Origin of the sequence: Halorhodospira abdelmalekii, assembly GCF_016583625.1 — a bacterium.
GTDB classification, from domain to species: Bacteria; Pseudomonadota; Gammaproteobacteria; order Nitrococcales; family Halorhodospiraceae; genus Halorhodospira; species Halorhodospira abdelmalekii.
Genome location: NZ_NRRN01000006.1, coordinates 1 through 11,777 on the forward strand (window position 1 = coordinate 1; position 11,777 = coordinate 11,777).

Below are 11,777 nucleotides of genomic sequence, written 5' to 3' on the forward strand. Positions count from 1 at the left end.
TGCTAGCACGGTTGTTTGACCCGGATATTGAGCGGTTCACTCCGTTCAAGCGGGTCAAGGCGATCTTGCTGGAACGGACTGAGCGCCTCCGGTTGGGACTGCTCAACCAGGACTCCAGTTGCTCGCCCGGTCACACCCGGGTGCTATCAACGGAGAGCGAATCACCGAATGAGCACTTTCGAGTATGAAATTCGGAGCAGTAAAAGTGTAAAGAACAGTAAAGCGGCGTATGCTTAGGCTCGTTTCCCCGCACGCAAATCCAGCCGCAGGCACGAAACCGCAGGCACGAAGGCGCTTAGAGTCAGTGGTTGTTTTGGCCCGTCGCCAGTTCAATAACAAGACCGCGGAAGTCGCTGCTGAAGTGCTCAGCGACCTCTTCCAGGGCGCGGCGCTCCGCGGTGGCGCGATCGGTAGCGGCGCTGCGAATCGGCCAGCGTCGTTCGGCGCGGGGCTCGCCGGCCGGGTCGAGCAGCCGCAGCGTCAGCCCGCCACGTTGCCAATACCAGCCGTCGCGCTGACCTAGATCGTCGAGTTCCAGCTCTGCTTCCAGTCGGTAGGCGTCACGACAGTTCGTTCCCTCAGCACCCTTAAAACCGGCTTCGGTCACCGCCGCCTTCAAAAGTTGGGTAACTCGACCGGCGTGTTGCCCTCGCGCTTGGGTCCGAATAGGGATGGCGGCCGCTTTAGAGCCGAGCTGCGCCTCCAGTAGCGACAGCTCGTAGCGCGCCGGCATACCGGCCCCGGTCAACACCCGCAGCGCTTCTTGGTGTTCGGCGCGCTGACGCTGAGCAGCCACTCCGCGAGCTAGGGCAGCCAGTGACCGCAGCCGGTCGGTCGCCGCATCGGCCTGTTCCAGCGCCTGGGTGGTGACGCGATCCAGTGCGGCCATCTCTTCGCGCAGTGCGCTCGCTGCCCGCTGCCGCTCGAGTACTGCTAGGACGTGGTAGTCGCCCGACTGCGGATCGCGCCACGTCTCCCCGAACTCAACCCCGCGCAGGGTCGCTGCGGTCTGCGTCTCAATCTGCCACTCCCACTGCTCGTGGGAAAAAGGGGTCTGTCCCCCATTTCTCTCCTCACCAATTGTTAGGCGTTCGTGGCGTTGCGAGATCGCTGCGACCTGCACCTTAAAGATGCGGGCAAGTTCGGCCCGGGCGTGATCTTGTGCCGACTCACGGCTCTCCGCCGAGCCTACCGCGATCAGGTAGCGTGTTCGCGGATAGGCGGCCGGTTCGGCCCCGGTGACCCACTCCGGTCTCTCTTCGGAGCGCGTATCGCCCCCGGCACAGCCGGTCGCCAATAGGACGGCTGCTGTGGCCAGTGCGGTTAGGGCAGCCAGTTTGGCCGGTACGGCCAGTACGGCCAGGAACGGCAGTCCCAGCGTTGGGTGTTGCCCCCACAAGATCCGTTTTGCGGGCTCCTCTTCGTCACTCGGCAGGCCGCGGCTGACTCTGTAACGGGTGCAACGGGTCAATCGCATCACATCCCCTCCCGGCGGGTTACGGAGCCGGTCCGCTTCGAGACCCAGCGATCAAAGATAAAGTGATAGGTGTCGGCTGCCAACTCGATGCAGCCTAACGAGGTTCGATTTAGAGTGTGGTTGCTCGGCCCTCGGTAGACCAGTTCCAGGCAGTGTTCACCGGGCGGCAGGCTCACACGGGCCATATAGTAGCGCGCCGGCAGCATCCCCCAGGTGCGGGTGTCGGCCCGGTCGGCAGCCAGGGTGAAGATGTTCATAGCTAGGCCGGCGGCCGGGTTGACCTCGCGGGCCTGGTCAATCAGCTCTTTTTGCACCAGCAGCCGCGCCAATGCCCGCGCGACGAGCACGGCCTGTTGCTCATCGAGCAGGATGCGGGCAACGGCGTCGATGTCGTGGACCGGTTCTGCAGAGATCGCTGCTTCCGGACCGCGCAGCTCGATCGAGTGAACGGCTCGTTGCCGCGGTTCGTAGTAGGGCAGGGCGATACTGTGGATGCGTCCTTTGTCGTCCTGTACCGCCGTGCTCTGTTCGCGTCTGCGTGGGGCCAGCCCCACGCCACTGATGACGACGACGTGCGCCTGTTGTCGATGTGTCGCCGGATCAGGCCAGTCATCGAGCGCGAAGCGCTCCTGCCACTGCGCTCGTTCCTCGTCCAGGCCGAATGCATCGGCTAGGCGGAGCAGGTCCAGCTGCAGCGCCGTTGGCACCACGATCCCCAGACGTTCGCTCTGCTCCTGGTAGGCCTGTTCGGCCAGTCGGTACGCCACCAACGCTTGGTCTGGCTCACCGAGATGCTCAAAGATCAGTCCGCTGAGGTAGTGTGCGAAGGGGTCGCGCCGATAGGCTGAGCGGCTCTGCTCATCAGCCAAGCGCTGCAGGCGCAGGTCGATCCGCAGGATCTCGACCCGAGCTGCTTCGCTATCCCCCAGGTCGAGGTAGTTGAAGGCCTTGATCAGGTGCAGCAGGATACGGTCATGGGGGGCGCCGGCGTAAGCGAAAGCGGTTTCGCCTACCGTCAGACTGCCGATCTGTTCGGTCACGCTCAGCGGATCGACCTCGGCGATGGCGTTGTGTGCTGCCTCCAGTGCCTGGTTGCTCGCCTCGAACTTGCCGGCCATGCGTAGTAGAGCACCGCGGTTGAGCAAGTCGACGACGCGATCGCCGCTGCCGCCGGGGCGCTCATCGAGCAGCGTCAGGGCCCGCTGCGGATCGCCATCTTGCACGGCCGCTTCGACGGCGGCCATCCGTTCACCGTAGGTGGTGCAGCCGGAGAGTGCAGCGCCGAGCAGCACCGCTAGGCAGAACGCTAGGCCGCTGCTGCGGGCTCGTCGCAGCGCTCGGCACATGATCGATCACGGCCGCACCGAGGCCGAGCGTATCAGCTTGCGGATCTCTTTGTTGCCGATCCAGACCTTGCGGTTATCGGCTAAGCTGATGAGCTCCATATCGACTTGGTAGTAGCGGACCTGGCGTCTCCCCTCTTGGTCGATGATGGAGTTGATTGAGCCGAGCAGCATGAAATCGGCGCCCAACTCTTCGCCCATCGCCTTGCGGCTTTCGGCGCTGGCGTGCAGATCCTGGTCGCGGCGCTCTTCGCGGATCTGTTCGCGTTGCCGCGCATCGGCGACGAAGTCGACCCGTCCGGAGTTGATCAGCTCGCGCTGGATGTCGTTGACAAAGGTGCGGGTGTTGATGTGCTCGTGGCTGAGGTTGCGGACGCTGCCGACGATCACAGTGGGCCGCTCGCCGTGCTGGCGCTGAAAGTCACGCAGCCAGGCACGGTCGAGGGCATCGGCGACCATCTCCTCGGCGACTAAACGCGAATCCAAGTCGTTCCATCGTCCAGAGAGGTCGTGCTCGGCATCCCGGTCGATCCGTTTGACTGAGTGGCCACAGGCCGCCAAGAGGGCGGCTATCAGGACGATGGCAGCGACCTGACTCCAGAGCCGCGGCGCCGCCGTAAGCGGTGGCGAACTGAGGTCTGCGCGGCGGTTGTTGGATTGAGATCTGCTCATGGCGCTGTGCTGTTAGCTGAGTTCTCGGCACTGAGGCGAATCAAGGTCCGGCAGGGAGGGAGTGCACTGCCCGCCAACCTAGCCCATTCCCTTGAGTTTGGCAACGCATTTGGCAATGCGCTTGGCAATGCGCTTGGCAATGAGTCTGGTATTGGCAAGGGGCGGTGCTTAAACGAGCCTAGCCTGTCCGTCGCCGGTCGCCGCTCTGACTGCCAGCGGTTCGGCCCGCGGCGCGGAGAGTCCGGAGGATGGCATAGACCGACACCCCCCCCAGCGTCACAAAACCGATCCAGCTTGCGATCGGCAGCGGTATGCCGAACAGCGCGGCGGCCTCGGCACAGTCGGTATTGCCGGTGACTAACTCGATTAAGACCTCACGCCACGGCAAAAGCTGTAGCATGACCTCGGGACTCATGCCGCAGTCGACGACGTCTGGATTCCACATCACGTAGAGGTGGCGCGTTGCCACCGCGATGCCGCCTAGCGCCGTCGTTAGCAACGCCCCGAGCAACACCCACAGTCCCCAACGGCGGCGCGGCCAGAGCAGGAAACCGAGCAGCGCGATCAGCATCAACAGCGCCAAGATTCCCCGCTGGGTCCAGCACAGCGAGCACGGCACCAGCCCTCCCCAGTGTTCCGCAGCGGCGACGACGGCGCCGGCGAGCGCCGCCACCAGTGCGACCCCCCCCAGCAGGCGGCGGCTGCGAGTGCTGATCTCATCAAGCGTGTGCATAACAGCCCCACTCCTCACTCTGCTTAACTGTTTAAGGCCGCTTGCGCGAAAAGCCCCGCTTTCCTGGAGCGGAGGGGGGGGTCAACCGGAGAATAGGTCCGGAGTGGCCCCGCTGCTCGGTTCGAGCCCCAGGAGCGCGTAGGTATGGGTCGTTGCCGTGCGACCACGCGGGGTGCGCATCAGGTAGCCCTCCTGGATCAGGTAAGGTTCGACGACATCCTCAAGGGTGCCACGCTCCTCGCCGATGGCGGTCGCCAGATTGTCGAGCCCAACCGGACCGCCGCCGAACTTATGCACCAGTGCTTGGAGCAGGCGATGATCCTGCTCGTCGAGGCCGTGTCGATCGACATTCAACATCTCCATCGCCTCAGCCGCGACCTCAGCAGTGATCTGCCCATCGGCGCGCACCTCGGCAAAGTCGCGCACCCGGCGCAGTAGGCGGTTGGCTACCCGCGGGGTGCCGCGTGCCCGGCGGGCGATCTCCGCCGCCCCGGCGGCAACGGTCGTCACGCCGAGACGCTGTGCGGAACGTTCGACGATCGCGGTCAACTCACTGACCGGATAGTAGGCGAGCCGTTGCACGATGCCGAAGCGATCACGCAGCGGCGAGGTCAGGAGACCGGCGCGGGTGGTTGCACCGACCAGAGTAAACGGGGGCAGTTCGAGCTTGATGGAGCGAGCCGCCGGCCCCTCGCCGATGACGATATCGATGCGAAAGTCCTCCATCGCTGGATAAAGAACCTCCTCGACGACCGCCGAGAGACGGTGGATCTCATCGATAAAGAGGACATCGCCCGGCTCAAGGTTGGTTAAGATGGCGGCGAGATCACCGGGACGGTCGAGCACCGGGCCGGAGGTTTGGCGCAGGTTCGCCCCCATCTCGTGAGCGACGATGTAGGCGAGCGTCGTCTTACCGAGCCCCGGTGGGCCGAAGAGCAGGGTGTGATCGAGCGGTTCGCTGCGGCCGCGGGCTGCCTGGATAAAGATCTCGAGCTGACCGCGCACCCCGTGCTGACCGATGTACTCGGCGAGCGAATGCGGCCGCAGGGCGCGCTCCAATACCGCCTCTTGCCCCTGTTCGGAGGCGCCGTTGACGATACGCCCGGAGGCGGATGGCAGTTGCTGATCTGCGCTGAGCATGGCTCGATTTTACCCGCTCCGACCGGCGAGGCTGCGTTGCAGGGCGCGGCGAATGATCGTCTCGCAGCTCATCTCGTCTGTGGCCACGCTGCGGGCCATGCGGACGGCCTCGGCCGGCTTGTAGCCGAGCGCCTGCAGCCCGTCGACCGCCTGTTCGAACTCGCTGCTGCCGGGAAAGGAGGCAGTGGCATCGTCAGCGGCGCTCGCCCCGTCCACCGCAGCGGCATCGGCGCTCCAACCGAGGCCTTCGAGGCGATCGCGCAGCTCGACGATCAGCCGCTCGGCGGTCTTGCGGCCGACCCCGGGGATGGCGGTGAGGCGCTTGGCGTCGTCGTCGCGCACGCAGCGTATCAGCTCCCGGCCATCGAGCCCGGAGAGCAGCGCTAAGGCCAGTTTCGGGCCGACTCCAGAGATGCGAATAAGGCGTCGAAAGAGATCGCGTTCGTTGCGGTTGCAAAAGCCGTAGAGGGTGAAGCCGTCCTCGCGCACGCTCAAGTGGGTGTGGAGGGTGACCTCTTGGCCCCGCTCTGGGAGCTGTTCGTGGGTCGAGAGGGGGGCATCGAGCTCGTAGCCGACGCCGCCGACATCGAGGATCAGCGCCGGCGGGCGCTGATCGAGGAGGCGGCCGCGCAGCTGCGTGATCATCGGTTCGACCCCGCGCTTGCAGCGGCCGCCTGAGCGATCGGGGAGCGGCGGTGGTGGGCATGACAGAGGGCAACGGCGAGGGCATCGGCGGCGTCCTCGGCCGGCTGGGTGCGCAGCCCGAGCAGGACGCGCACCATGTAGCCGATCTGCTGTTTGTCGGCGCGGCCGCGGCCGACGATGGCCTGTTTGATCTGCGCCGGGGCGTACTCGGCGATCGGCAGCACGGCGCCGACGCAGGCCGTCAGCGCGGCGCCACGGGCGTGGCCGAGCTTGAGCGCGGTATCGGCGTTGCGGTGGACGAAGACGCGCTCCAAGACGACCTCATCAGGGTGGTGCAGGGCGATGACCTCGCCGATGCCGCGGTGGATGGCGCCGAGGCGTTCGGCGAGCGGTGCGGTGCGGGCAAGGCGCAGGGTGCCCTCGGCAATGAGCCGCAGCGGTTCACCGAGTTCGATGATGCCGTAGCCGGTCACTCGGGAGCCGGGGTCGATGCCGAGAATGCGAGTCATCTGCCCTCTGTCGCTCGCTCTTGCAGTGTGTGATTGTCGTCGCCCGGTGTGGCTGCCGCTGTGCTGACGGCTTGCTCTGGCCGGTTGTGTCTACTCGGCTGCGAAGGCCTCCTCCGGCAGCTCGGCGTTGGTATAGACGCTCTGGACATCGTCGAGGTCTTCCAGGCGGTCGATCAGCTTGGCGGTCTTCTCGGCGTCGTCGCCGGCAACCGGCACGGTTAGATCGGGTCGCTGGGTGATATCGGCGGCGGCCGGCTCGAGCCCGGCGGCAAGCAAGGCCTCGCGCACCGTATGATAACTCGCCGGTGCGGTCAGCACCTCGGTCGAGCCGTCTTCGTTCTCGACGAGGTCGTCGGCGCCGGCCTCAAGGGCGACCTCTAGCACCTGTTCGCTGTCGGTCTCAGGTGCGAAGAGCAGCACGCCGCACTCCTGAAAGAGGTAGGCGACCGAGTTGTCGGTGCCGAGTTTGCCGCCGTGTTTGGTGAAGGCGTGACGCACCTCGGAGACGGTGCGGTTGCGGTTATCGGTCATGCAGTCGACCATGATGGCGGTGCCGCCGGGACCGTACCCCTCATAGCGGATCTCTTCGTAGTGGTCGGTCTCCTCTAGACCGGCGCCCTTCTTGATGGCGGCATCGGCGCGATCTTTCGGCAGGTTGACGGCGAAGGCGCGGTCTAAGGCAAGGCGCAGTCGGGCGTTGGTCTCCGGATCGGGGCCGCCGATGCGTGCCGCGACAGTGATCTCCCGGATATGCTTAGTGAAAATCTTGGCACGCTTGGCGTCCTGTGCCGCCTTACGGTGCTTGATGTTCGCCCATTTGCTGTGTCCGGCCATGGCGCTGGGGGGCTCCTCGCTGCTGCCTCAGTGGACTTTGCTCACTCCTAAACGGGCAATTGTATCATCATAAATTGTTGCAAACGTAGCGCACTTTCACCACTCTCCGCAGTCAATCTAGCTTGTCTTGACGGTTTCCGCCTTTTCAGCGGGAGTAGTTGATCGTCTGCGATGCCTATGCCAGCACAACCGCAACCGCTGCACTACGAGAGCCTGCCCTATATCGGTGATGCCCGGGCTGCGCTGGCCGCCCTCGGTAATGAGCCGTGGTCGGCGTGGCTCGACTCCGGGTATCCGGGCCTCGGCCACGGCCGCTTCGATATCCTGGTTGCCCGCCCGGTGGCCACCCTATTTGCCCGTGGCGGTGTCACGCAGCTGCGTGAGCAGGGGCGCTGTCGACTGCTGCGCGGCGATCCGATCGCCCATCTTCAAGCCTGGCTCGCGCAGCGCCCGGCGGTGGCGAGCGATCCGCAGCTGCCCTTCGTCGGCGGTGCGCTCGGCTACTTCTCTTACGATCTAGGGCGACGCCTGCTCCGGGTTGCCGGTGCGTCTTCGAGCCTGCCCGAGATGGCGGTCGGCTTCTACGAGTCGGCCATCGTCACCGATCATCAGCAGCGGAGTAGTGTGGCGGTGGGTTCGCGTCTCGATCGGGCGTGGCTGCGCAGCGTCGTGCGCCGCTTACAACGGCGGCGGCGCAACGCGGAGCCGTGTGGAGGGGGGGGAGGCGCCTCGCCGCCGCTGCTGGGTGAGACCCTTGCCGAGCCGGATCGGGCCGGCTACCTGAACGCCTTTCAACGCGTTCAGGACTACCTACACGCCGGCGACTGCTACCAAATTAACCTAGCGCGTCGCTTTCGCGCCGCCTATCGCGGCGATCCGCAGCAGGCCTATTTGGCCCTGCGCCAGCGTGCGCCGGCCCCCTTCGGGGCGTGGCTGCGCTGGCCCGGTCACGCCGTGCTCAGCCTCTCGCCGGAGCGCTTTATCGCCGTCGATGAGGCCGGGCAAGTGCTGACGCAGCCGATCAAGGGGACTCGCCCGCGCGGGCACGATGCGCCGAGCGATGAGGCGCAGCGCCGAGCACTCTGTGCCAGTGCTAAAGAGCGCGCCGAGAACGTGATGATCGTCGATCTGCTGCGCAACGACCTCGGCAAACACTGCATTCCGGGGACGGTGCGCGTGCCTGAACTCTGTCAACCGCACCGCTTTGCCACCGTCCACCACCTGATCAGCACGGTGACCGGCACGCTCGCCGCGCCCGCCTCGCCGCTCGATCTGCTGCGCGACGCTCTACCTGGAGGCTCGGTGACCGGCGCCCCGAAACGCCGTGCGGTCGAGATCATCGAGGCGCTTGAGCCGGGGCCGCGCGGTCTCTACTGCGGGACGATCGGCTATATCGGTGCCGATGGCCGGATGGATAGCAACATCGCCATCCGTACCGCTGTCTGCGCGCGCGGGCAGCTGACTTACTGGGCGGGCGGCGCGGTTGTGGTCGACTCGACTGCCACTGCCGAGTTCCAGGAGACGCTGGATAAGGCGGCCGCCTTTCTCGGCGCGTGCGCGGGCGGTGCGGGGCAGCGACAGCGCTGATGCCGCTGCTGAGCGATTAGTGGCGTGTCGCTGGCGAGCGGGTATCGTTGCCTGCGAGCAGACGGGCAAAGGCCGCAAGGGGCTCGTGCTCCTCGGCGCAAGCGGCACCGATACGCTGCAGTGTGGTCGCCTCGATCTGCAGCGCGGCTGGCGCTTCGATCCCCTCAAGGCCTGCCTGTACCCAATGGTGGGCAAACTCTACGGTCTCGATCAGTCGGCCGTGCGTTCCCGGTGCGCCGCGCGCAGCGGGGGCGCCGTAGCGGTTGCGCTCCGGTCCGCCAGCCACGGCGACGATCGCCTCGGGCAGTTGCCACTCGTGCAGCAGCATCTCGCCGGCCTCGTGGTAGTCGCACCCAAGCTCCTGAAAAGTAAGCAAAGAGAGGGGGCGGTCTGGTTCATCCTGGCGACGGCTGAGGATGTCGTTCATAGCGTTTGGAAAGACGTGTACGAGTAAGAGCAAACCGATGTTATGCAGTACACCGCCGAGGTAGGCGGCTTCGGAGCCGTGCTCGGGGAGGGTGTGCGGTGCGAGGCGGGCGGCGCAAAAGGCAGTAGCGATCGATTCGTACCAGTAGCGTTCGAGGTGGAAGGCCGGGCACTTGCTCGTATCGAAAACCTGATTGAGCAGCAACGAGGTGGCGAGGACACGCACCCGATTCAAGCCGATGCGCATGATCGCCCGTTCGAGCGAATAGATCGTTTCTCGGCGGCTGAAAAAGGCGTAGTTGGCAACGGCGATGATGCGCGCCGTTAGTCCTGGCTCGCGCCCGAGAACCTTAGCCACGGTGGCAATATCCACATCGTTGGTACTGGTGGTGACCAAGATCTCGTGCGCAATGTAGGGGAGCACCGGCAGGGTATCGGTGGTGGCGAGTAGGCCGGCGGCGGAGGTTCCGGTGTGGCGATCATCTGGCATGGGGCGACTCTCGGGCGAAACATTTTGAGGCATTCTACCAAATTGCGCCGCGGTGCTCTGCCTGTAATCGCGCGGTACCGCTATCCGCCGCGCCCTCCCTTGTTGCTGCCCCCCTTGTCGCTGCCTGCCCCCTCACCGTGCGTGCCCCTTGCTCCGGTGGTGCGGCGCGTGCGTGTGCTGCTTGTGCGCTCGGCTCGGTCTTTGGCTTGGCCCTGGTTTTGGGGGTGATCCTGGGTTTGGTTTTGGGTTTGGTTCTGGGCCGCCCCCTCGGTCTGGCTCTCGGTCCGGCGTCTAGCTTGGGTGTCGGCGGCTTGGCCGCTCAACTGCCGCCACATCGTTAAATTGCTTTCGGCGATCTGCGTCATGAGCGTCATCGGGTTGTGGTCCATCAGTTCCCGGGTGCGCTCGTGGAAGGCGCGCTGCTGCTCGCCCCACAGTTCCAGACTCTTCTCTAGGTAGCTAGTGAGCATGCTCTGCATGTTACCGCCGTAGGCGCGAATCAGCTGAGCGAGGAGCTGGCTGGAGAAGATCGGTCGGCCGCCTTCCTCCTCCTCGCTAATGATTTGCAGCAAGATGCTGCGCGTAAGGTCTTCATGGCTTTTGGCGTCGATGACCTGGAAGTCGACCCCTTCGAGTACCAAGTGTTTGACATCAGCCAGGGTGATATAGCTGGAGATGGCGGTGTCGTAAAGTCGCCGATTGGGGTACTTCTTGATGGTGCGTGGCTCGGACATGGTTAAGAGGCTCCCAAGTGAACAGTGTGACAACTGGATGCGAGTTGGCGCGGGCTGGCGCACGACTCTCAGTGTGTTTGACGCGAACCGGTCGCGCGTCGTCGGTTGCAGCCATAGTGTAGTGCGTGTCCCGAGCGGCGCCCCCGAGAGCGGTGCCGTGGTGTAGCGCGTGTCTCGATCGGCGCCGAGCAGCACATGAACAGCGGCTCGGGTGGGCCTGGGGCGAACAACCTGTGTGGGGCAATTGTCGCATAGCTGGTGCTGCAATGCACAACTAGGCGGCATAGGCCCGCTTGGTGTAGCATGACGCCGAACGTGTGCGCCGCGGCCGGTGTGCGCGTCCGTCGTCAATGCATGATTCATTAACTAACGAGAGGGAGGCATTATGGCCGGTCGATTGGCATTGGTAACCGGGGGTAACGGCGATATCGGCACGGCGGTGTGTGCAGCACTGGCGAGTGCTGGCTACCGCGTGGTGACGACCTGCGTTGATCCTGAGGCCGAAGGAATTGCCGAGTGGCAAGCGCAAATGCGCCAACAGGGCCACGAAGTGGCGTACGTCGTCTGTAATGTGGCCGACCACGACGCCTGTGTACGCATGGCCGAAGAGGTCGAGCGTGAGCACGGTGCGGTCGACGTGCTGGTTAATCTCGCCGGGATTACGCGCGATACCTTCCTGCATAAGATGAAGAGCGAAGATTGGCAAGCGGTGCTTGATGTCAATCTCGACAGCGTCTTCAATGTAACGCGGCAGTTTATCAACGGGATGCGCGAGCGTGGCTTTGGGCGGGTCGTCAACGTCGCCTCGGTCAACGGCCAAACCGGGCAGTTTGGCCAGGCAAACTACTCGGCCTCCAAGGCTGGGATGCACGGCTTCACCATGGCCCTGGCAAAAGAGGGCGCGCGCAAAGGGATCACCGCCAATACCGTCTCTCCCGGGTATGTCGAGACCAGCATGACGGGGAAGATCGCGGAAGAGGTGCGGCAGCAGATCGTGGCCCAGATCCCGGCCGGGCGGATGGCACGGCCCGATGAGATTGCCCGGGTCATCGCCTTCCTGGCAGCGGATGAGTCGGCCTTCATCAACGGTGCGAATATCCCGGTTAACGGCGCGCAGTTCTGTAGCTTCTAAGGCTCTCACGGACCCTCGGGCTGGGGAAAGGACTCCCCGCGAAGCAACAAAAAGG

At 64.8% G+C, this 11,777-nt stretch carries 12 protein-coding genes and 1 pseudogene; 3 read left to right on the forward strand and 10 right to left on the reverse strand.

The genetic code is table 11. From position 1 onward, the window contains the following. A pseudogene (locus CKO15_RS02195) lies at window positions 1-188 on the forward strand (RNA-guided endonuclease TnpB family protein); the annotation flags it as partial. Between the two features lie 113 nt (window positions 189-301). On the opposite strand, the gene CKO15_RS02200 reads toward CKO15_RS02195, so the two are convergent. From CKO15_RS02200 to CKO15_RS02235, 8 genes are all read right to left on the reverse strand, one after another. Continuing rightward, window positions 302-1,477, reverse strand: a complete 1,176-nt coding sequence (locus tag CKO15_RS02200) for an LPP20 family lipoprotein (RefSeq protein ID WP_200192068.1) — start codon at window positions 1,475-1,477, stop codon at window positions 302-304. Next, window positions 1,477-2,823 carry a COG3014 family protein gene (locus CKO15_RS02205; RefSeq protein WP_200192070.1) on the reverse strand — a complete coding sequence of 449 codons (1,347 nt, stop codon included), beginning with the start codon at window positions 2,821-2,823 and terminating at the stop codon, window positions 1,477-1,479. The genes CKO15_RS02200 and CKO15_RS02205 overlap by 1 nt, the downstream gene beginning before the upstream one ends. 6 nt (window positions 2,824-2,829) lie before the next feature. Beyond that, complete coding sequence (locus CKO15_RS02210; protein ID WP_200192072.1) at window positions 2,830-3,492, reverse strand: penicillin-binding protein activator LpoB; 663 nt, start codon at window positions 3,490-3,492, stop codon at window positions 2,830-2,832. A 178-nt stretch (window positions 3,493-3,670) separates the two neighbouring features. Continuing rightward, the gene (locus CKO15_RS02215) at window positions 3,671-4,225 is read right to left on the reverse strand and encodes a disulfide bond formation protein B (RefSeq protein ID WP_200192074.1); all 555 of its coding nucleotides are present in this window, start codon (window positions 4,223-4,225) and stop codon (window positions 3,671-3,673) included. An 81-nt stretch (window positions 4,226-4,306) separates the two neighbouring features. Further along, complete coding sequence (gene ruvB / locus CKO15_RS02220; protein WP_200192076.1) at window positions 4,307-5,365, reverse strand: Holliday junction branch migration DNA helicase RuvB; 1,059 nt, start codon at window positions 5,363-5,365, stop codon at window positions 4,307-4,309. 9 nt (window positions 5,366-5,374) lie between these two features. Next, on the reverse strand, window positions 5,375-6,010 hold the full coding sequence (ruvA, locus tag CKO15_RS02225; protein ID WP_200192078.1) for a Holliday junction branch migration protein RuvA: 636 nt from the start codon (window positions 6,008-6,010) through the stop codon (window positions 5,375-5,377). After that, the gene (gene ruvC, locus CKO15_RS02230; protein ID WP_200192080.1) at window positions 6,007-6,519 is read right to left on the reverse strand and encodes a crossover junction endodeoxyribonuclease RuvC; all 513 of its coding nucleotides are present in this window, start codon (window positions 6,517-6,519) and stop codon (window positions 6,007-6,009) included. The genes ruvA and ruvC overlap by 4 nt, the downstream gene beginning before the upstream one ends. 90 nt (window positions 6,520-6,609) lie before the next feature. Next, the gene (locus CKO15_RS02235) at window positions 6,610-7,353 is read right to left on the reverse strand and encodes a YebC/PmpR family DNA-binding transcriptional regulator (protein WP_200192082.1); all 744 of its coding nucleotides are present in this window, start codon (window positions 7,351-7,353) and stop codon (window positions 6,610-6,612) included. Between the two features lie 171 nt (window positions 7,354-7,524). Between CKO15_RS02235 and pabB the strand changes: the two genes are divergently transcribed. Next, window positions 7,525-8,940: an aminodeoxychorismate synthase component I gene (pabB, locus tag CKO15_RS02240; protein ID WP_242464502.1), complete on the forward strand. Its 1,416-nt coding sequence runs from the start codon at window positions 7,525-7,527 to the stop codon at window positions 8,938-8,940. A gap of 16 nt (window positions 8,941-8,956) precedes the next feature. Here the strand turns inward: pabB and CKO15_RS02245 are convergent, their stop codons facing one another. Both CKO15_RS02245 and phaR read right to left on the reverse strand, forming a co-directional pair. Next, window positions 8,957-9,856, reverse strand: a complete 900-nt coding sequence (locus tag CKO15_RS02245; protein ID WP_200192084.1) for an HDOD domain-containing protein — start codon at window positions 9,854-9,856, stop codon at window positions 8,957-8,959. Window positions 9,857-9,936: 80 nt separating this feature from the next. Next, window positions 9,937-10,590, reverse strand: a complete 654-nt coding sequence (phaR, locus tag CKO15_RS02250; RefSeq protein WP_200192086.1) for a polyhydroxyalkanoate synthesis repressor PhaR — start codon at window positions 10,588-10,590, stop codon at window positions 9,937-9,939. 385 nt (window positions 10,591-10,975) lie between these two features. Between phaR and phbB the strand changes: the two genes are divergently transcribed. Beyond that, entirely contained in the window at window positions 10,976-11,722 is a 747-nt protein-coding gene (gene phbB / locus CKO15_RS02255; protein ID WP_200192088.1) for an acetoacetyl-CoA reductase, read from the forward strand. Window positions 11,723-11,777: the final 55 nt, after the last annotated feature.